Source organism: Streptomyces sp. Inha503 (assembly GCF_047215865.1).
Lineage (GTDB): Bacteria > Actinomycetota > Actinomycetes > Streptomycetales > Streptomycetaceae > Streptomyces > Streptomyces lycopersici.
The window spans coordinates 1816135-1836826 of sequence record NZ_CP178360.1; the positions used below are offsets into that span (position 1 = coordinate 1816135).

The window sequence follows — 20692 nt, forward strand, 5'->3', positions numbered from 1 at the left end:
CCTGGACGTATGGGTGCCCCGATCAGGCGGGCAGGGTGTTCATGCCGCGCTCGGGGGCGTTGACGAGGACGGACATGTTGCCGCCCGGGTGGGTGTTGTCGTGCATCAGCTGGTGCAGCCGGCCGACTCCCTCGAAGTCGTCGCAGCGGGTGAGGCAGGGGTCGAGGACGCCCTCGCTCACCAGCTTGGTCACCTCGCGGAACTCCCGGGTGTTGGCGCCGTGCGAGCCTTGGAGCCGCTTGGACCGCATCCAGAGGTGGCGCAGGTCGATGTCGCCGTTGTAGCCGGAGGTGCCGCCGCAGATCACCACCATGCCGCCGGTGGCGCACAGATAGACGGAGGTGGGCAGGGTCGCCTGGCCGCTGTGCTCGAAGACGATCCGCGGTGCGGCGCGCTCGCCGAGGATCTCCCAGATCCTCTTGCCGAAGGCCCGCGCGCCGCGCAGGAAGCGGGCCATGCCCTCCTCGTCGTCCGCGTCCGGGAGCCGGCCCCAGTGGTCGAAGTCATTGCGGTTGATGACTCCCCGGGCGCCGAGTCCGAGGCAGAACTCGGCACGCCGGTCGTCGGACACCACGGCGATGGGGATGCCGCCGACCATCCGGGTCAGCTGGATGGCGCTGGAGCCGAGGCCGCCCGCGCCGCCCCAGATGAGCACCGGGTCGCCGGGGCGCACCGTATTGCCAGACCAGCCGAAGAGCTGGCGGTACGCGGTGGGCGCCGAGAGCATGAAGCAGGCCGCCGCCTCCCAGGAGAGGTTCTGCGGCTTGGGGTGGCACTGAACCTCGTTGACCAGGCAGAACTGGGCGAAGGAGCCGTAGTTGGTCTCATATCCCCAGGCGAGGGCGGAGCTGGAGAACGGGGGCTCGCCGCTGAGGCGGATGTCCTCGGCCGTCTCGTCCCACTGCCCTCCGGAGAGGACCACCTGGTCTCCGGGCCGGACGTGGCGGACGCCGGGGCCGACCGCCCACACCACTCCGGAGCCCTCCGAACCGCCGATGTGGAAGTCCTCGGGGAGGCCGAACTTCTGCCGTGCGGCGATGACGTCGACGGGCTGGCCGCTCGCCGCCCAGACGTTGTTGTAGTTGATGCCCGCGGCCATCACATAGACCAGCACCTGGCCGGGTCCGACGGCGGGGACGTCGACCACCTCGGTGCGGAACGCCTTGACCGGCTCTCCGAACCGATCCTGGCGGATGAGGGAGGCGTACATCTGCTGGGGGACCTCGCCCAGCGGGGGCAGTTCACCGAGCTCGTAGAGGGATTTGACCATGAAAGGGGGCTCCTCATTCACATGCTGGGTTCAGGCGCTATTCACATGCTGGGTTCAGGCGCTGTCGGACGACGGGGTGCGGGCTCATCGGGTGGCGAAGGTGTCCGCCAGCCAGGTCCGGACGGCCTCGGCGGTGCGCGGGGCGTGTTCCTGCATCATCGAGTAGTGGTTGCCGGGGGTCGGAACCGTGATGTCCACGTGCTCCGGCGGCGGTGTGACGGCCCCGGTCTCGGGGTTGAGCACGGCCTGCTCCTCGGCCCGTACCAGCAGGGTGGGCACGGAGAGGGCGGGGATGTCGCTCCACTGGTGGAACATCGGCAGGTAGCGGCCCATGGCCGTGAGCTCCTCGGGCGGGACCTCCAGGTCCCCCTCCCGCTCGTGGTGCTGGTTCATCATCGTGGAGAAGACCCGGTTGTCCTCGCGGTGGCGCAGGCTGAAGCTGTCCAGCATCACCACCGCGGCGGGCGGCCGGCCTAGTTCCTCGAGCCGTGCCGCGGTGCCGTGGGCGACCCAGCCACCGGAGGAGTAGCCGAGCAGGACGAACGGCGCGTCCCCGGCGGTGTCGAGCACCGTCCGCGCCTGGGTGGCGAAGAGCGTGTCGAGGTCGGCGGGGAGCGGCTCGCCCTTGGCGAAACCGGGGTGGGAGAGCGCCCACAGGTCCCGTACGCCCCGGAAGGGCGCGGCGAAGCGCGCGTACTGGTGGGCGCCCGCGGGTGCGACGTAGGGGGTGAGGCAGATGAGCGAGGGCCGGTCCGGGCCCTCCGCCAGCCGCACCGGTACGGGACGGGAGGCCGGCTCGTCCGGGGCGGAGTAGGCGGGGCGCAGCTGTCCCGCGACATGCAGCATCTTCACCGCCTCGTCCACGTGGCCGTGGGCGCAGGCGTAGTTGTAGAGCTGGACCAGGGTGTCGTCGGACGCCGTGGTGGGGGCGGCGGCCGGGGCTTCGGCGGGGGTGCCCTCCGTCGCGGCGCCGTCGGCCCCGGCGGCGGGTGGCGCCACGTTGGACCATACGTATCCGGCGAGTTCGCGCGGGGTCGGGTGGTTGAAGGCGATGGTCGCGGGAAGCCGCAGTCCCACCGCGGTGCCGAGGCGGTTGCGCAGCTGGACCGCGGAGACGGAGTCGAGGCCCATCTCGAGGAACGGGCGGTCGGGGTCGACGTCCTCGGGCGAGCCGTGCCCCAGGACCTCGGCGAGCCGGTCGCGGACCAGTTCCAGGACCCGGGCCCGCTGCTCCTCCGGGGTGACGGAGGCCAGGCCGCGCTGCCAGTCCTCGGGCGTGCGCTCCGCGCCGGAGCCGTCACCCTCTCCGGTCGGCTCGGTGGCCGGGGCGTCGAGGCGCTCCATCAGGGCCAGCGCCTCCGGGATCCCGGCCAGCAGCGGCCGGCGGCGCGCGGACGCGTATCCGGTGGTGAACCGTTCCCAGTCCACGTCGGCCACCATGGTGACCGCGTCGCCGCGGTCCAGGGCCGTGCGCAGGACCTCCAGCTGGGTCCGCGGGTCGATGCCGCGCAGCCCCCAGAGCTCTCCGGTCTCGGCGGCGGCCTCCTCCTTGGTCATACCGAGGCGGTCGAAGGCGCCGTCGGGCAGGCCGTGCCGCCGCAGGGCCTCCTGCGAGGCGTCCTCCACGGCCATCCCGCCCCCGGTCCAGCCGGTCCACGCGAGCGCGGTGGCGGCCAGGCCCCGGCTCCGGCGGTGCTCCGCGAGCGCGAGCAGATAGGCGTTGGCCGCCCCGTAGTGGCCCTGGCGGCCGACGCCCCACACCGCGGAGACGGCCGAGAAGAGGATGAAGGCGTCCAGGCGGATGCCCATCTCCTCGGTGAGTTCGTGCAGATGGCGCGCGCCCTCGGCCTTCGCGGCGAAGACGTCGGAGAAGTCCTGTGGTGTGGTGTCGGCAAGTGCCTGAAGGCGGCCGATCCCCGCGCAGTGCACGACGGCGGTGAGCGGGTGGCGCCCGGGGACGGCGGCGAGCAGGTCGCGTACCGCCTCCCGGTCGCGCACATCGCAGGCGACCACGGTGACCTCCGTGCCGCGCGCCCTGAGTTCGGCCACGCGTTCCGCCACGCCCGGGGCCTCGGGGCCGCGCCGGCCGGCGAGCATCAGGTGGCCGGCGCCCTGGTCGGCCAGCCAGGTGGCGACATGACCGGCCAGCGCACCGGTGCCACCGGTGATGAGGACCGTGCCGTCGGAGTCCGGGCGCCATCCGGCGGTGCCCGGTGCGGTGTCCGCCGCGCGTATCAGGCGGCGGGTGAACACACCGGCGTCCCGTACGGCGAGCTGATCGTCGTCGCCGCCGGCGAGCAGGGCGGTGAGGGTGCGCACCACGGCCGGACCCGGCTCGGCGGGCAGGTCGATCACACCGCCCCACCGGTCGGGGTGTTCCAGGGCGAGCACCCGGCCCAGGGCCCAGGTCTGCGCCTGGACGGGGTGGGTCACCGGATCGCCGTCGCCGGTGGTGACGGCGCCCCGCGTGATCAGCCACAGGGGCACGTCCGCCCCCGCGTCCCCGAGCGCCTGCATCAGCGCGGCGGTGTGCGCGGTGCCCGCCGGTACGCCGGGGGCGGCCTCGGACGGCGTGTCGTCGTCCAGCGCGAGGAGGGACACCACCCCGGAGAGCGGCTGGCCGGGGAGGAGGTCATGGATCCCGTCCATGAGGGACGCCCGGTCGTCCTTGGCCTCGACCGACAGGGTCAGCACCGTCTCGGTGTGCCCGCGCACGGCGTCCACCACCGCCCGGGTGACGGCGTGTTCGGCGTGTTCCGCCGGTACGGCCACGAGCCAGGGGCCGCGGTCGCCCGCGGGGTCCGGGCGCGCCGGCCCGAGGGGTTCCCAGGCGATCCGGTAGCGCCAGTCGTCGGTTCGGTGGCGCCGGTGCCAGGTGGCCATGGCCGGGAGGGCGTCCGCGAGGGCGACGGCCCGGCCGTCGCCGGCCATGCCGAGGACACCGGTGAGCGCGGTGAGGTCCTCGTCCTCGACGGCGCGCCAGAAGGGATCCCGTGCCGGGTCCGCGGCGGCGGCCGGCGGGCCTGCCGCCGGTGCCGGGCCGGAAGCCGCGGCCTTGAGCCAGAAGCGCCGCCGCTGGAAGGGGTAGGTGGGCAGGTCCACGCGGATACGGGGCGGGTCGGGGAAGGCCGTGGCCCAGTCGACGTCGACCCCGGCCGCGTAGAACTCGGCCGCGGCGCGCCGGAAGCACACGGGCCCGTCCTCGTTCCGGCGCAGCGAACCGCCGGCCACCGCCGGGACCTGGGCGTCGAACGCCAGATCCTGGACGGCCGCGGTGAGGAGCGGATGCGGACCGGCCTCCAGGAACGCCTCGTGCCCCTCGGCCATCGCGGCCCGTACGGCCAGGTCGAAGCGCACGGTCCGGCGGGCGTTGTCGTACCAGTACCCGGCGTCCAGCCGCGCGGTGTCCACCGGCTCCCCGGTCACCGAGGAGTAGAAGGGGACATGCGTCGAACGCGGCGTCACGGCGGCCAGTCCCGAGACCAGTTCCTCGCGCAACGCCTCGACCTGCGCGGAGTGGCCCGCGGCGTCGGCGCCACGGATCTTGCGCACCCGGACGCCTTCCGCGCGCACCTCCTCCAGCAGGGCGTCGACGGCCTCGGGGGTGCCGGAGACGGTGATCTGGGTGGGGCCGTTGACGGCCGCGACGGAGATCTCGCCGTCGTAGCCGCCGAGCCGGCGCTCCACCTCGTCCAGGGGCAGGTCCACCGCCGCCATGGCTCCGTTGCCGAGCAGCCGCATCAGGGCCCGGGTGCGGATGACCATGATCAGGGCGGCGTCCTCCAGGCCGAGGGCTCCGGCGACCACCGCGGCGGCCACCTCGCCCTGGGAGTGGCCGACGACGGCGGCCGGTTCCACACCGTGGGCCCGCCACAGCTCGGCCAGGGCGACCGACACCGCGAACGACACCGGCTGGAGCACTTCGGGCTCGTCCAGCGAGGGCGCGCCGGGGCGCTGCCGCAGGATGTCCTCCACCGACCAGGTCACCAGGGGCGCGAAGGCGGCGTCGACCGCGCGGAGGGCGCGGGCGAAGGCGGGCGACCAGTCGAGGAGGTCGGCGGCCATCCCGGGCCACTGGGCGCCCTGCCCGGGGAAGACGAACACGGGGCGGCCGAGGCCGGGGCGGGCGGCGCCGGTCACCGCGTTCTCGGCCGTTTCGCCCCGCTCGACGGCCGCGAGGAGATCCTCGAAGGTCTCCCGGTCCGATCCGACGAGCACCGCCCGGTGGGTGAAGGGCGAGCGGGTGGTGGCCAGGGCCGCTCCGATGTCGGTGACGGAGGCCGCGGTGTTCCGCGCCACCGTGGTCCGCAGCCGCCCGGCCTGCTCCCGCAGGGCGTCGGCGGACCGGGCGGACAGCACCCACGGCACCGCGGTGGCGTGGGTGGGGCCAGTGGCGAACGCGGAGTCCGTGGTGGGCGCGGAGTCGGTGGCGGTGGCGGACACCTGGCCGGCGTCGGCGGTGGGCAGCGTGGCGGTCACCGCGGGGGGCTGCTCGACGACGAGGTGGGCGTTGGTCCCGGAGACACCGAAGGACGACACGCCGGCCCGCATCGGCTCCTCGCCTTCGGGCCAGGCACGGCCGCTGTCCAGCACCCGCACCGCGCCCGAGTCCCACGGGACCCGCCGGGAGGGGGTGTCGACATGCAGGGTCTTCGGCAGCCACCGGTGCTCCATGGCCTTGACCATCTTGATGAGACCGGCGACGCCTGAGGCCGCCTGGGTGTGCCCGATATTGGACTTGATCGACCCCAGCCACAGCGGCCGGTCCCCGTCCCGGCCCCGGCCGTAGGTGGCCAGCAGCGCCTGCGCCTCGATGGTGTCGCCGAGGGGCGTGCCGGTGCCGTGGCCGTCGACCGCGTCCACCTGGCCCGGCTCCAGCCCGCCGTCGGCGAGCGCCTGCCGGATGACCCGTTCCTGGGAGGGGCCGTTGGGCGCGGAGAGCCCGTTGGAGGCGCCGTCCTGGTTCACCGCGGTGCCGCGGATCAGGGCGAGGACACGGTGTCCGGCGCGGTGGGCGTCGGACAGCCGCTCCAGTACGAGGACCCCCGCTCCCTCGCCCCAGCCGGTGCCGTCGGCGGTGTCCGCGTACGCCTTGCACCTGCCGTCCGCGGCGTGCACCCGTTTGCGGGCGAAGTCGATGAAGGCGCCGGGTGAGGACATCAGCGCCACTCCCCCGCCGAGCGCCAGGTCGCACTCCCCGTCGCGCAGCGACCGGCACGCCTGGTGCAGGGCCACGAGGGAGGAGGAGCACGCGGTGTCCACGCTCACCGACGGGCCCTGGAGGCCCAGCACATAGGAGACGCGGCCGGACAGGACGCTCGCCGCGTTGCCGGAGATGAGGAATCCCTCGCTCTCCTCGGGCGGCTGGAAGAAACGCGACAGATAGTCCTGCTCATTGGTGCCGATGAAGACCCCGGTGGAACTCCCGCGCAGAGTGTGCGGCGCTATTCCGGTCCGCTCCACCGCCTCCCAGGCCACTTCCAGCAGCAGCCGCTGCTGCGGGTCCATCGCCACGGCCTCGCGGGGTGAAATGCCGAAGAAATCCGCGTCGAAGTCGGCGATATCGCCGATGAAGGCTCCGGAACGGGTGTAGGAGGTGCCCATGTGCTCCGGGTCGGGGTGATAGATGCCCGCCACGTCCCATTCACGGTCCACCGGGAAGCCGGTGACGGCGTCGCCACCCTGCTCGAGGAACTCCCACAGCTCTTCGGGGGAGTTGATCCCGGCGGGGAAGCGGCAGGCCATTCCGACGATGGCGATGGGGTCTTCGGCCCGGCCGCCGGTATGGTCGCGCGCCACCGGCCGCCGCTCCGCACTCTCGTCGTCCGCCCCCTCCTCTTCCGCCCGCTTCTCTTCCGCCAGTTCCTCTTCCGGCCCGGTGAGACGGGTGAGCAGATGAGCGGCGAGCGCGGCGGGATCGGGGTGGTCGAAGACGGCGACGGAGGAGAGCGGAACACCGGTGGCCGCGGTGAGACTCCGCAGCAGGGCCGCCGCCTTGTCACGGACGAGCCCGAGCGCGCGGAAGGGGGTGTGGGCGTCGATGGACCGCGCGTCACCGGTTTCCCGTTGTTCGGCGACCTTGCTGCACACGAGCCCGAGGAGAATCTCCAGCCGCTCGTGCCGCGGCAGCGGAGCCAGACGTTCCCGCAGTTCGTCCGGGGTCATTCCAGAACGGCTCACAGTAGCACTCCGAAAGAAGACAGCAAGACGGTTCCTCGCGATATGAGCCCGCGCTCTCCGCTTCCGGGAACCTGAGAGACAACGGCGCGCGGCATGGGAATTGCAGCGGCGCCGACGACTGACGAACACCGAACCGCGAACGGCGACAAGAGTGAACGGGCCGGTCGGCTTTACCCGGAGATCGCCCCATGCCCTGCGGGCATGTGTTCCTCCGGAGTCGCGGATGTCATACGGCCGAAATTAGCACCGGCGGTGCGGGGATCACGAGCGCGGCGATCAACGTGACCGGTAGTGTCCACGGGGCTTGCTGGGCAATTGGGTGTGACGTAGCGTCAATCGCCGCGCGCGCCGGGTATCGCGCGCCGGGTGCGGGCCATTTCCCGGGTCGACTTCCCCGGGCGACTTCCCAGGTCCACTTCCCCGGGCGACTTCCCGAGCAAGTTCCCGATCAACTCCCCCATCAGCAAGGATGGTTTTCGGGCGAGTGCCGTGCAACGATCGCGCCGTGAAGTTCTACGTTCTGGGATCCTTGCGAGTCTCCGACGGGGAAGGCCCGCCGATAACCCTGGTCGGGAGGCGAGACAGGGCGTTCTTGGCCGAACTCTTAGCCCATGCCGGACAATCGGTGTCGACCGATCACATTGTCGAGGCCACAACGCCGGATCCACCTCCGACCAAACGGCTCAACGCGGTGCATGTCAGGGTGTCCCGGCTCAGGTCGCTTTTCCGGTCCCTGGCCGGACCGGACACCGTCACGTCCGTGATATCGACCCAGCCGGGTGGATATCGGCTGGTGCCCGCCGAAGTCGACTCCGAGCAGTTCGAGAAGCTGCTCGCCGCCGCCATGCGGGAACGGGACAAGGGCTATCTCGAGGGGGCGGCGGTCAGGCTCGAGCGCGCGCTGTCCCTCTGGGAAGGTGACGCGTTCAGCGACGCCGACACCGGCGACTGCGTCGCGGCGGAGGCCGACCGGCTGGCCGAACTGCGGCTGGTCGCCCTGGAGGAGCAGACCGATGTGATGCTGGCCATGGGCGCCCACGCCCAGGTGGTGAGCAGGCTCAAGCCGCTCATCGAGCGATACCCGCTGCGCGAGACCCTGTACCGCCACCTGATGTCGGCCCTGCACCAGTCGGGCCGTCCGGCCGAGGCCCTGGCCGTCTACGCCGATCTGCGGGCCAAGCTCGCCGAGGAGCTCGGCACCGAGCCGACCCCCGATGTGCAGCGCCTGTACCGGGCCCTGCTGTCACCGCAGCCGAAGCACCACGGATCGACCGCCGTGTGGCCGCCGTTCGCGGTGCTGGCCGGACGCCGGGCGCCCTCCCAACTCCCCGGCGACATCGCCGACTTCGTACCCTGTGAGACCACGGACGTGCTGGCGCCCGCCCTGACGGCGAGCGACCGGACCGCCACGGCCGTCACCGCCATCACCGGCCAGGGCGGAGCGGGCAAGACGGCCACCGCCGTCCATCTGGCGCACCGGCTGCGCCCCTGGTTCCCGGACGGCCAGCTCTACGTCGACCTCGGGGGCAGCACCGGGCACCCCACCGACCCCGCGGCGGCGCTCGCCCAGATGCTCCTCGCGCTGGACCACCCGATGTCGGCGCTGCCCGAGGGGATCGGGGCCCAGGCCGCCTGCTTCCGTGACAGCCTCCGCGGCCGGCGCGTCCTCACCGTGCTCGACGACGCGGCCGACGAGGAGCAGGTCCGGCATCTGCTGCCGGGCAACCTGGAGAGCGCGGTCATCATCACCAGCCGGGCGCGGCTGACCAGCCTCCCCCTCACCTCCCGGGTCGAGCACGCCGACATGAGCCTGCACCAGGCCCTGATGCTCTTCCGGCGGGTCCTGGGCACCTCGAGGGTGGACCGGGACCTCGCGGCGGCACGCGAGGTGGCCCGGCTGTGCGGCTGTCTGCCGCTCGCCCTGCGCATCGCCGCGGCCAGGCTCGCGGCCCGGCCCCACTGGAGTTTCGGTGACCTCGTCCACCGGCTGACGCACCGCTCCAGGCCGCTGGACGAACTCACCTATGGCCCGCTGAGCGTGCGTTCCTGCTTCGCCCCGGACTACCAGCGCCTGGCCGAGGACGATCGCCGGCTGTTCCGCATGCTCGGACTGTCCGGGGTCCGGGTGCTGTCCGCGCCCCCGGGGACCGAGCTGCCGAGCCTCGCCGTGCCCGACGTGGCGGAAGCGCTGGAACGGCTGGCGGACACCCGGCTGCTGAAGGTCGTCCATACGGGCGCCCCCGGTGCCGTGCCACGGTTCTGGCTGCACGGCCTGGTCTCCGCCTACGCCCGGGAGCGGGCGGAAGCGGAGGCGTCGGAGATCGAACGCGCGGCGGCCCAGGAGCTGCGGCGTCTGGAGGACCAGGAAGCCACCGTCCCCATGCTTCCGGCGGCGATCGGCCTGATCCGGCCCGGCCGGCAGGGGGCATGGGGCCCGGTGGGGAGGGAGCCTCTGTAGCCGGGAGGGCGCTCAGCGGACCCGGTCGACGCGGCGCTCGTCCCAGACCGGCTCCGCCGTCTCGCGGACGACGCCGTCCGACCCGAAGACCAGGAAGCGGTCGAAGGACCGCGCGAACCAGCGGTCGTGGGTGACCGCGAGCACCGTGCCCTCGTAGGCTCCGAGCCCGTCCTGAAGCGCCTCGGCCGACTCCAGGTCCAGGTTGTCGGTGGGCTCGTCCAGCAGCAGCGCCGTCGTCCCGGCCAGTTCGAGCAGCAGGATCTGGAACCGGGCCTGCTGACCGCCCGAGAGCCGGTCGAAGGTCTGGTCGCCCTGGCGGTCGAGCTCATAGCGGCGCAGCGCGCTCATCGCGCGGCCCCGGTCCCGGGCGTGTTCGGTCCACAGGATGTCCACCAGCGTGCGGCCGAAGAGCTCCGGATGGGCGTGGGTCTGGGCGAAGTGGCCGGGCACGACCCGCGCGCCCAGCTTCCACTCCCCCCGGTGGGCGACGTCCTGGCCGGCCAGGAGCCGCAGGAAGTGGGACTTGCCCGAGCCGTTGGAGCCCAGTACGGCCACCCGCTCGCCGTAGAAGACCTCCAGGTCGAAGGGGCGCATCAGCCCGTCGAGCTCCAGCGCCCGGCAGGTCAGCGCCCGCACCCCGGTGCGTCCGCCCGCGAGCCGCATGGTGATGTCCTGTTTGCGCGGGGGCTCCGGTGGCGGCCCGGCCTCCTCGAACTTCCGCAGCCGGGTCTTGGCGGCCTGGTAGCGGGAGGCCATCTCGTCGCTGCGGGCGGCGTACCGCTGCATGTCCACGACCAGCCGTTTGAGCTGGGCGTGCTTCTCGTCCCAGCGCCGCCGGAGCTCCTCGAAGCGCTCGAACCGCTCCTCGCGGGCCTCGTGGTAGGTGGCGAAGCCGCCGCCGTGCACCCACACATCGCTGCCCGCCGGGCTGGGCTCGACGCTGACGATCCGGCCGGCCGCGCGGGCCAGCAGCTCCCGGTCGTGGCTGATGAAGAGCACGGTCTTACGGGTCTCGCGCAGCCGCTCCTCCAGCCACTGCTTGCCCGGTACGTCCAGGTAGTTGTCCGGCTCGTCCAGCAGCAGCACATCGTCGGGCCCGCGCAGCAGCGCCTCCAGCACCAGCCGCTTCTGCTCGCCGCCGCTGAGCGTGCGCACCTCGCGCCACTGCGCCCGTTCGTACGGCACTCCGAGCGCGGCGGTGGTGCACATGTCCCACACCGTCTCGGCCTCGTAGCCGCGCGCCTCGGCCCAGTCGCTCAGGCTCTGGGCGTAGGCCAGCTGGGCGGCCTCGTCGTCCCGCTCCATGATCGCCAGCTCGGCCTCGTCCACCGCGCGGGCGGCCTCGCGGATCCGGGGCTGGGCCACCGACACCAGCAGGTCGCGCACCGTCCGCTCATCGCGCACCGAGCCGATGAACTGCGGCATCACCCCCAGGGAGCCGCTGACCGTGACCGTGCCGCCGTGCGGCTCCACCTCGCCGGAGACCAGCCGCAGCAGTGTGGTCTTGCCCGCCCCGTTGGGCCCGACCAGGGCGGCCACCGTGCCCTCGGCGACGCGGAACGACACGTCGCCGAGCAGCAGCCGGCCGTCGGGCAGGAAGTAGGCGAGGTGCGCGGCCTCCAGATGTCCCATGGACCGGCATTCTCATGGCTCGGCCGGGCGGTCGGCAAAGCGATTTTCCAGCCCGGGGCGCGAGGATGCTCAGGGGCGGCTGAACGCGGCGGCCCCGCCGTCCGTATGGAACGGTGAAACGTCCCCCGAGCAGGAGGCACCACCATGACGCAGTCGGCAATCCCCGGGCAGGGCACCACCCGCCGTGCCGTCGTCACCGCGGCCGGAGCGGCCGGGCTGGCCGCCACGCTTGCCGCATGCGGCAAGGACGACGACGGCGGTTCTGGCGGCGGCAGCGCGGACAGCGCCCAGGACGCCGGGGGCTCGCAGCCGTCACAGAGCGCGTCGCAGGGCGCGGAGGGCGGCCAGTCGGGCGGCGGGGGCGGCATGGAACTCGCCAAGACCTCCCAGATCCCCGAGGGCGGCGGCATGGTCTTCAAGGACCACAAGGTCGTGGTGACCCAGCCCAAGGCGGGTGATTTCAAGGCGTTCTCATCGATCTGTACGCACCAGGGGTGCTCGGTCGGCGATGTGAGCGGCGGCACCATCAACTGCCCCTGCCACCAGAGCAAGTTCGACATCACCGACGGCAGTGTGAAGGGCGGCCCGGCGCAGAAGCCGCTGCCTGGCGCGCAGATCAAGGTGCAGGGAAGCTCGATCTGGATGGCGTGACGCCCGTCCTGGACGGCGTGACGGCCGTCCGCCGCCAGCAGGCGGCCACCTCGTCGGCCGTGGTGACGGCGGCCACGAGGGCGAGGGTGTGACGGACCATCGCCGGGGTGTACGAGGCGGGCACCCCGGCGATCGCGTCCTCGGGTACCACGGCCGCATAGCCGAGGTTGACGGCGTCGAAGACGGCGGCCGGGATCGCCACGTTGGCCGACACGCCGATGATGACCAGCGTGCGACGGCCCAGATTGCGCAGCAGCGCGTCCACCTCGGTCCCGGCGATCGGTGAGAGACCGTGCAGCCGCCGTACGACCAGGTCCTCGGCCGCCACCGGAACCGGTTCGGCGATCTCCACCGCCGCGCTTCCGGTGAGCTGCCGGACCGGCAGCCGTTCGACGGCCCGGAACAGCGGGGCGTTACGGCTCGCGCCGCGTCCGTCGGCGCGCCGCTCGGCCACCGCGTGCAGCACCTGGACGCCCGTGTCGTGGGCGGCCGCGACCAACTTGGCGACACGCCCGAGGGCACCGGACTCCTGGGCCACGGCGGCCAGTTCGGGCAGTGCGCTGTCCGGCCCCACCACCCCGCGCTGGCATTCGACGGTGAGCAGCGCGCAGCCTTCCGGCCGGAGCAGTTCCACGAGGTCTTCGCGGGGACGCGGAGCCGCGGCGTCTTCGCGCGGGGGCGCGGCGTTGGGGCTCGGGGGCACGGCGTCTTCGTGGGGGCTCGGGGTCACGGCGCGGGAGAGTAGCGTCCCTTGCGTCATCAAGGAAGAGCCATCATCCTGTGCCGCACAACGGGTTACCGGGAGGTACAGGTTCGGATGACCGTCACCCAGCGGCGGGGACGCCGCATCATGATGAGCCAGGACGAACTGGACGCCTTCCTCGCCGAACAGCGCACCTGCCGGGTGGCGACCGTGTCCGCGGACGGGCGGCCGCATATCAGCCCGCTGTGGTTCTGCTGGGACGGCACCGCCCTGTGGCTGTACTCCCTGACCCGCAGCCGCCGCTGGGCCGAGCTGCGCCGCGATCCGCGGATCGCGGTGGTGGTCGACGACGGACACGACTACGGCGAGCTGCGCGGGGTGGAGCTCGCCGGCGAGGCGGTCCCGGTCGGTGAGGAGCCGCGCACCGGCGTGTCGTGCCCCGAACTCGACACGCCGGAGCGGATGTTCGCGGCGAAGTACTTCGGCCTGGACGCCATGCCGCACGACGGTCGGCACGCCTGGCTGCGCCTGGACCCCGAGGCCATCCGCTCCTGGGACTTCCGGAAGATGCCGCAGGGCTGAGAACCCCGGTCGAGGGACGGTCAGTCGATGATCTTCTCGCCGACCGACCGCAGCACCTCGACCGCCGCCCGGATCGACGGCCTGCGATCGGCGTCGGCGCGCCAGATCGCGTAGATGTGCCGCCGCATCGTGGGCTGGCTGACCGGCACCATCCGCACCCCCTCGGGCACCGGGCCGCGGCCCAGCCGGGGCACCACGGCGATGCCCAGCCCGGCGGCGATCAGCGCGAGCTGGGTGTGGTGCTCATGCGCGGTGTGCCGGATCCTCGGCTCGATGCCCTTGCCGCGCAGGGTCACCATCAGCCAGTCGTAGCAGAACCCGCCCTTGGGCCAGGAGATCCACTCGTCCTCCACGAAGTCCTCCGGCTCGACCGCGCGACGGTCGGCGAGGGGGTGGTCGGCGGGCATCGCGACATCCACCGGGTCGTCCAGCAGGGCGGCCTTCACCAGCCCGCCGGGCATCGGCAGCGGTTTGTTGTACCAGTCCAGGACCACGGCCAGATCGATGTCGCCACGCACCACCGAGGGCACCGACTCATCGGGCTCCATCTCCTGGAGCCGCACGTTCAGCTGCGGATGTTCGGTGCGCAGCCGGCTCAGCGCGTCCGGGAAGAGACCACGGACGGCGGTCGGGAACGCGCCCAGCAGCAGCTCGCCGACGGCGTGGCCGCGCTGCGCCTCCAGATCCGCCTGGGCCAGCTCCACCTGGGAGAGGATGCGCGCCGCGTGGTCGGAGAGCAGCCGCCCGGCGTCGGTGAGCCGGATCCCGCGCCCGTTCTTGGCGAGCAGTTGCTGACCGGTCTCCCGCTCCAGCTTGGCGAGTTGCTGCGAGACGGCGGAGGTGGTGACATGCAGCCCCTCGGCCGCCCCGCTCACGGATCCATGGCGGGCCACGGCGTGCAGCGTGCGGAGGCGATCCAGGTTCATGTAAGGAATACTACGCGATACCGCGAACGAATTCTCGCTTGTCCTAAGAGGTTGCAACCCACATCGTAAAGGCATGACCTCAGCCGCCGCCTCGGCGCCCCCTGCCGCCGCCTCCACCGCGGAACCCTCCCCCGAACCCGTCCGCCGACCGCTCCTCGACTGGCGCGTCCGCTTCGGCGCGCTCTCCCTGGTGTGGGGGTTCAGCTTCCTCTTCATCAAGGTGGGCAATGAGGCGTTCGCGCCCTTGTACGTCACGCTCGGTCGGATGTTGTTCGGCACCGCCGTGCTGCTGGTGACGCTGGTGGTGAAGCGGGAGCGGCTGCCGCGCGGGGCGCGGGTCTGGGGCCATCTGGCGGTGGCCGCGTTCTTCCTGAACGCACTGCCGTTCTCGCTGTTCGCCTACGCCGAGCTGACCATCCCCTCCACCCTGGCCGGGATCTGCAACGCCGCCTCGCCGCTGTGGGGGATGCTGCTCGCGGTGGTCGTGGTCTCCGACGACCGGCCGACCCGTCAGCGTGTCGCGGGTCTCGGGCTCGGCTTCATCGGCGTGTTGATCGTGCTGGGCGCCTGGCAGGGCTTCTCCGGCCAGGATCCGCTGGGCACGGCGCTGGCGCTGATCGCCTCGGCCAGCTACGCGGTCGGCTGGCAGTACGTCCGGCGCACGCTGAGCGACACGGGCCACTCCCATCTGTCGATGTCCGGCGGTCAGCTGCTGCTCGGCACGGTGCAACTCGCCCTCGTGGCACCGGTGTTCGCGACGACGCCCACCTCCTTCCCGGTCCTGCCCCTGCTCTCGGTGCTCGCCCTGGGCGCGCTGGGCACCGGGGTGGCGTTCCTGGTCCAGTACGGGCTCGTCGACGAGGTCGGCCCGACGACGGCGATGATGGTCACGTACTTCGTCCCGGTGATCGCCACCACCGCCGGCGTGGCGATCCTCGGGGAGCACCTCACCTGGAACACGCCGGTGGGCGCGGTGATCGTCCTCATCGGCGCGGCCCTGACCCAGCGGCACTCCGGCGCGTCCCGGGCCCCGTCCGGCGGACGCACCCGAACCATACGGATCCATCGCACAGGCTCCTAGCCCAGCCGTCCCGACACCGTCGCCCCCGCCGCCGCGGCCACCGCGTCGGCGACCGTCCCGATCTCGTCGGCGGCCAGCGGCGAGACGGTCAGCCGCACCCCCGGTGGCGAGGCCACGCGGAAGCGCGCCCCGGGGGCCACGGCCCAGCCCGCGGCCAGCAGCCGGGCGACCGCGCCGGTCTCGTCCGGGACCGGCACCCACACATTCATCCCGCCGCGTCCGTACGCGGCGATCCCCCGCTCGCGCAGCGCCCGCACCAGCGCCGAGCGCCGCGTGTCGTACGACGCCGCCACCGCCGCCGGGTCGACCGCGCCCGTCCGCCACAGCCAGGCGACCGCTTCCTGGAGCAGATGGCTGACCCAGCCGGGCCCCAGCCGCTGGCGGCCGCGCACCCGGTCCAGGGTGACGGCGTCGCCGGTGAGCACGGCGAGGCGCAGATCGGGGCCGTACGCCTTGGCGGTGGAGCGGACCAGCGTCCAGTGGTCGGTGCCCCCGGCCAGGGGGCGCAGGGGGGCGTCCACGATGCCGTGCCCGTGGTCGTCCTCGATCAGCAGCACATCGGGGTGGGCGGCGAGCACGCCCCGCAGCTCACCTGCGCGTGTCGCGCTCACCGCCGCGCCCGTCGGGTTCTGCGCCCGGTCGGTGACCACCAGCGCCCGGGCGCCCTGGGCCAGCGCGTGCTCCACCCGCTCGGGCAGCGGTCCGTCGTCGTCGAGCCCTACGGGGAAGGCGCGCAGTCCGAGCGCCGGGATCAGGTCCAGCAGACTGCCCCAGCCGGGGTCCTCGACCGCCACCGCGTCACCGGGGCGCAGATGCGCTGCCAGCACCCGCTCGATCGCGTCGAGCGAGCCGGAGGTGACGGCGACCGGCCCTGGCGGCACCCCGTCCGCGTCGAGGGCGGCCCGGGCGAGTTCGGCCACCTCGGGCACGACGTCCGGCGCGCCGTACAGCGTGGGGCGCTCCGCCGCGCGCGCCGCGGCCGCCGCGAGCGGCGCGCCGAGCGGGGGCAGCAGCGCGGGGTCGGGGTTGCCGCTCGACAGGTCGCGGGCGCCGGCGGCGTCCACGCCGATCCACTCGCGGGGCGTGCTGGACGGCCGGGAGCGCACCCGGCTGCCCCGGCGCCCGGCCGTCTCGATCACGCCCCGTTCGCGCAGCACGCGGTAGGCGGCCGCGACCGTATTGGGATTCACGCCCAGCCGCTCGGCCAACTCCCGCAGGGGCGGCAGCAGTTGGCCCGGTGGCAGCTCACCGGCGCCGACCGCGCGCTCCACACTGGCCGCGATCTCGGCTGCGCGACGACCTGCGATCGGATATTCTCCTAGCACAAATGCTATTTTGCACTAGTGCAATGGAGGACGCAAATGCCCGCCCCGGACGCCACCGCCGCGACCAACGCGCCCGACAACGCCTATCCGACGACCGACCGCACCGTGCCCACCCGCTCCCGCGAGCGCGCCTCGTACGACCGGGAGGTGGTGCACGCGATCCTCGACGAGGGCTACGTCTGCCATCTGGGCTTCATACGCGATGGCGCCCCCGTCGTCCTGCCGACCCTCTACGGCCGGGTCGGGGAGCGGCTGTACGTCCATGGCTCGACGGGGGCACGGCCGCTGCGCATGGCGGGCGCGCCGGGTGCCGGGGAGCCGGGGCTGCCGGTGTGTCTCACCGTGACCCATGTCGACGGGCTGGTCCTGGCCCGCTCGGCGTTCCATCACTCCATCAACTACCGCTCGGTGGTGGTGCACGGCACCGCCCGCCCGGTGACCGATCCGGCCGAGCGCACCGCGGCCCTGGACGCCCTGGTGGACCATGTGGTGCCGGGCCGCGCCGCCGACTCCCGGCCCGCCAACGCCAAGGAACTGGCCGCCACCGCGGTGCTCCGCCTGGACCTCGAAGAGGTCTCCGCCAAGGTCCGCACCGGCGGGCCCAACGACGACGAGGAGGACCTGGGGCTCCCCCACTGGACCGGCGTGGTGCCGGTGGCCCGCGCCTACGGCGCGCCGGTCCCCGCCGACGACCTCGCGCCCGACACGCCGGTGCCCGGCTACCTCACCCGGCTCTGACCGGCCCGCCCCGCCGCCCTCCGCGCGCTTCGCTCATGTCCTCGCACGCCGGGCGGCGGGGCCGGTCACCCCGGTGGGGCCGGTCAACCCCCCGCCGTGTACTCCCGCTCCCCCTCCACCGGCGCCGAGGCCGCCACCGGCTCGGCCGCGGCGGCCTTCGGAGTGGAGGTCTGAGCGATCAGGGCGCCCGTCAGCACCACCGCACCGCCGACGACCTGCGCCACGCCCAGGTGCTCATCCAGCAGCACCCATGCCAGAACGGTCGCGATGACCGCCTCCAGACAGGCGACCACCCCGGCCACCTGCGGTGAGAGCCGGCGCACCGACACCACTCCGGTGAGATACGCGAGCACCGTCGCCACCAGCACGATCCAGCCGAGCAGCGCCGACGCGGGGACACCGGCACCCGCCAGGTCGGCGCGCCCGGCGAGGACCGTCCAGTCCATGCCCCAGGGGCGGCTGACCATGGTCAGCGCGACGGCCCCGATCAGCAGCCCATGGGCGATGACACCGAGCGGATCCGCCGGGTCCTGTCCGTCACTGCCGTGGTCGGAGAGGACGAAGTAGCCCACCTGACAGAACGCCGCGCCGAAGGCGAGCAGGACTCCGAGGGCGTTGAAGCTCAGCCCGGACCAGACCTCCACCACACACGTGAGGCCGCCGACGGCCAGGACGACCCCGACCGCCGCGGCCCGGCTCACCGGCCGGCGCTGGACGAACCGCACCCCACCCCAGCACCAGCGCGGGCGCCAAGTATTCGATGAGCAGCGCCACGCCGACGGGGATCCGGGAGAGCGCCGCGAAATAACACGCCTGCACCCCCGCGACGGCCAGCAGACCGAAGCCCACCAGCAGTCCGGGGCGGCGGGTCAGCAGCCCGCGATGGCGCCAGGCCAGGGGCAGCAGCACCAGGGCCGCGCCGGTCACCCGCAGCCAGGTGACCTCGAGCGGCGCGAGCCCCGCCTCGATCAGCGGTTTGGCGGCGACACCCGATCCGCCGAACGTGAACGCCGACAGCAGGGCGAGCCCCAGACCGGCATTCCTTTGCCGTGAGTGATCTCCGGATACGCGCACCGGGCCATCATGTCAGCTCACGTCAGCACCGTCACCCCTGTGACTACTGTCAGCTTCCCCCCTCCAAGGCGGTGACCAGTGGCGCCACGGCGACACCCGCGCGCCGCAGCACCTCCATGGCACGACACTCCCGGTCACGGACGAACGCGGCGAGCAGATCGAGGCCGGCGGCCCGCGTCGCGCCACGGGAGGCGGCGCGGCGGACCGCCGCATCGAGGGCGGCCGCCGCGGCGGGCGACCATCCGGCCATCCCGCTCCCCGCCGACCGCGCCGCCCCCGAGTCCTCGACACCACCGCTCCACCGGAGCCCGTAGCCGATGGCGCGCTGCACCAGATACCCCAGCAGCCGGATCACCTGGGGCGAGCCGCCGGGGAACGCGTCCCGTACGTCCGGGTCGGACTCCAGGAGGCCGTGCAGCAGATGGGCGGTGTCGATCTGCGCGTCGCCGTCGCGTACGGCGCGCCGACGGGCTCCCGCGATCACGGCGGCCACCACGTCGCTCACCCGGTCCTCGCATCCGGTGTCGTCCGGGCCGGCGGAAAGGGTAGGACTTCGCACACTCTCACCCCATCAGTCCCTTCGGGCCGGAGCATCCTCGCCGGGAAGCATGCGCGCATCCCACCGTGGTTGTGCGTGGATGACCGGTTCTCCTCCTCGGGGAGGAGAGGGGCGGAGAGCGACCCTGATGGACAGGAACTGATGACCCGTCAGTATTGAATGTTCCGCGGCCCGGGGCTACGTTGCCCGGCACCGTCGCACCACACCCCGCAGCAACGCGCCGAAGGGACTCCCCCATGGCCGAGGTCAGCGCGCAGACACACATCGAGGCACCGGCCGAGAAGGTCTGGGCCCGGCTGACGGACTTCTCCACGTACGGCGACTGGAACGCCACCCACACCAGCTTTCCCCAGGGCGGCCCGGCCACACTGGAGGTGGGGGCCACCTATCAGGAGAACATGAAGCTGATGGGCTTTCCGGCCGAGGTGACCTGGACCGTCGAGGAGTGCGAACCGGCCCGGCTGCTGACCACCCGGGGCAAGGGCCCGATGGGCGTGAACCTCGCCATGCGGTACTCGCTGACCCCGGACGGCGATGCCACGGCGGTGCGCGTCGACGGGGAGTTCACGGGGGCGGCGGTCTCGTTGATGGCCGGGAAGCTGAAGGACTCGGCGTCCACCGCGCTCAATGAATCGCTGCGCAAGCTGAGCGCGCTGGTCGTCTGAATTCGTCAGCTCTCGCCGCCGCGCTCGGCGCCGCCGTTCGCCTCCTCCTGTTCGGCGAGGATGAGATACAGCCGCTTGCGCGACTCATTGATGACGGAGACGGCCTTCTGCCGCTGCGCCGCGCTGCCGGTCCGCCAGACCTGGGCGAACGCCTCCATCAGCCCGAAGCCCGCCTGGCGGACCTCCTGCATGGCCTCCCAGTCGATACCGCGCCCGGCCTCCTCCCACGGGGCGGCGGGCACCGCCTCGGCCTCGGCGCGCCCGGCGTCGGTGAGCGCGAACAGCTTCTTGCCGCCCTCGCTCTCGCTGCCGATCAGCCCCTCGTCCTCGAGCAGCTGAAGGGTGGGGTACACCGAGCCGGGGCTGGGCCGCCAGGCCCCGCCGCTGCGCTCGGTGATCTCCTGGATCATCTCGTAGCCGTGCATCGGGCGGTCCTTCAGCAGGGCCAGGATCGAGGCGCGCACATCGCCGCGCCGCGCCCGACCGCGCACCCCCCGGCCACCCGGTCCGCCGCGGCCACGGCCGCCGAACGGGGGGCCGCCGAAGGGCGGACCATCGAAACCGGGGCCGAACGGGCCGAACGCCGCGCGCCGCCCCTCACGCCCCTCACCTTCACCCCAGCCACGGTGGCCGGGTCCGCAGTGCTCACGTCCATGTCCATGTCCCTGAGAACGCATCGTGACGCTCCTCTCTATCGTCGATCCATCACGACACTTCAACGATATATCGGAACCGATCGGATGCCAACCCCCTTCTCTCACCGCACCGAGGCCCCGAGGCATCCTGAGAGCCGATTTCCAGACTGCGGCTCCCTCAAAAGCGGCTCTGTCCGCCCCCAAAAGGAGCCA

At 72.9% G+C, this 20692-nt stretch carries 14 protein-coding genes and 1 pseudogene; 6 read left to right on the plus strand and 9 right to left on the minus strand.

Annotated features, from left to right (window positions below; genetic code table 11):
- Nucleotides 1-22: 22 nt before the first annotated feature.
- Nucleotides 23-1270, minus strand: a complete 1248-nt coding sequence (gene ccrA / locus ACJX2R_RS07525) for a crotonyl-CoA carboxylase/reductase (protein WP_413099383.1) — start codon at nt 1268-1270, stop codon at nt 23-25.
- A gap of 84 nt (nt 1271-1354) precedes the next feature.
- Complete coding sequence (locus ACJX2R_RS07530) at nt 1355-7435, minus strand: type I polyketide synthase (protein WP_413099384.1); 6081 nt, start codon at nt 7433-7435, stop codon at nt 1355-1357.
- 775 nt (nt 7436-8210) lie between these two features.
- On the opposite strand from ACJX2R_RS07530, the gene ACJX2R_RS07535 reads away from it, so the two are divergent.
- On the plus strand, nt 8211-9908 hold the full coding sequence (locus ACJX2R_RS07535) for an AfsR/SARP family transcriptional regulator (RefSeq protein ID WP_413099385.1): 1698 nt from the start codon (nt 8211-8213) through the stop codon (nt 9906-9908).
- 12 nt (nt 9909-9920) lie between these two features.
- On the opposite strand, the gene ACJX2R_RS07540 is transcribed toward ACJX2R_RS07535, so the two are convergent.
- Entirely contained in the window at nt 9921-11540 is a 1620-nt protein-coding gene (locus tag ACJX2R_RS07540; RefSeq protein WP_262700358.1) for an ATP-binding cassette domain-containing protein, read from the minus strand.
- Nucleotides 11541-11684: 144 nt separating this feature from the next.
- Here ACJX2R_RS07540 and ACJX2R_RS07545 point away from each other — a divergent pair, with 144 nt between their 5' ends.
- Entirely contained in the window at nt 11685-12191 is a 507-nt protein-coding gene (locus ACJX2R_RS07545; RefSeq protein WP_262700359.1) for a Rieske (2Fe-2S) protein, read from the plus strand.
- Here the strand turns inward: ACJX2R_RS07545 and ACJX2R_RS07550 are convergent.
- Complete coding sequence (locus ACJX2R_RS07550) at nt 12157-12951, minus strand: cysteine hydrolase family protein (RefSeq protein WP_413099386.1); 795 nt, start codon at nt 12949-12951, stop codon at nt 12157-12159. The two genes, ACJX2R_RS07545 and ACJX2R_RS07550, sit on opposite strands and share 35 nt — an antisense overlap.
- A gap of 57 nt (nt 12952-13008) precedes the next feature.
- Between ACJX2R_RS07550 and ACJX2R_RS07555 the strand changes: the two genes are divergently transcribed.
- Nucleotides 13009-13476: a pyridoxamine 5'-phosphate oxidase family protein gene (locus ACJX2R_RS07555; RefSeq protein ID WP_413099387.1), complete on the plus strand. Its 468-nt coding sequence runs from the start codon at nt 13009-13011 to the stop codon at nt 13474-13476.
- Between the two features lie 20 nt (nt 13477-13496).
- Here ACJX2R_RS07555 and ACJX2R_RS07560 read toward each other — a convergent pair whose 3' ends face one another.
- Nucleotides 13497-14402 (minus strand): LysR family transcriptional regulator, encoded by a 906-nt coding sequence (locus ACJX2R_RS07560; RefSeq protein ID WP_413099388.1) that lies wholly within the window; start codon nt 14400-14402, stop codon nt 13497-13499.
- A 73-nt stretch (nt 14403-14475) separates the two neighbouring features.
- On the opposite strand from ACJX2R_RS07560, the gene ACJX2R_RS07565 reads away from it, so the two are divergent.
- Nucleotides 14476-15483, plus strand: coding sequence for a DMT family transporter (locus ACJX2R_RS07565; protein ID WP_413099389.1), 1008 nt, complete (start codon nt 14476-14478; stop codon nt 15481-15483).
- Here the strand turns inward: ACJX2R_RS07565 and ACJX2R_RS07570 are convergent.
- A complete protein-coding gene (locus tag ACJX2R_RS07570; RefSeq protein WP_413099390.1) occupies nt 15480-16808 on the minus strand; it encodes an aminotransferase class I/II-fold pyridoxal phosphate-dependent enzyme in 1329 nt (442 codons plus the stop codon). The two genes, ACJX2R_RS07565 and ACJX2R_RS07570, sit on opposite strands and share 4 nt — an antisense overlap.
- Nucleotides 16809-16844: 36 nt before the next feature.
- Between ACJX2R_RS07570 and ACJX2R_RS07575 the strand changes: the two genes are divergently transcribed.
- Nucleotides 16845-17546: a pyridoxamine 5'-phosphate oxidase family protein gene (locus ACJX2R_RS07575; protein ID WP_413099391.1), complete on the plus strand. Its 702-nt coding sequence runs from the start codon at nt 16845-16847 to the stop codon at nt 17544-17546.
- 83 nt (nt 17547-17629) lie between these two features.
- Here the strand turns inward: ACJX2R_RS07575 and ACJX2R_RS07580 are convergent.
- Together ACJX2R_RS07580 and ACJX2R_RS07585 are read right to left on the minus strand one after the other, a co-directional pair.
- Nucleotides 17630-18620 (minus strand): annotated as a pseudogene (locus tag ACJX2R_RS07580) (EamA family transporter).
- 49 nt (nt 18621-18669) lie between these two features.
- On the minus strand, nt 18670-19179 hold the full coding sequence (locus tag ACJX2R_RS07585) for a Clp protease N-terminal domain-containing protein (protein WP_413099392.1): 510 nt from the start codon (nt 19177-19179) through the stop codon (nt 18670-18672).
- 236 nt (nt 19180-19415) lie between these two features.
- On the opposite strand from ACJX2R_RS07585, the gene ACJX2R_RS07590 reads away from it, so the two are divergent.
- Nucleotides 19416-19844, plus strand: coding sequence for an SRPBCC family protein (locus ACJX2R_RS07590; RefSeq protein ID WP_413099393.1), 429 nt, complete (start codon nt 19416-19418; stop codon nt 19842-19844).
- A 5-nt stretch (nt 19845-19849) separates the two neighbouring features.
- On the opposite strand, the gene ACJX2R_RS07595 is transcribed toward ACJX2R_RS07590, so the two are convergent.
- Complete coding sequence (locus ACJX2R_RS07595; RefSeq protein ID WP_413099394.1) at nt 19850-20521, minus strand: PadR family transcriptional regulator; 672 nt, start codon at nt 20519-20521, stop codon at nt 19850-19852.
- Between the last annotated feature and the right edge of the window lie 171 nt (nt 20522-20692).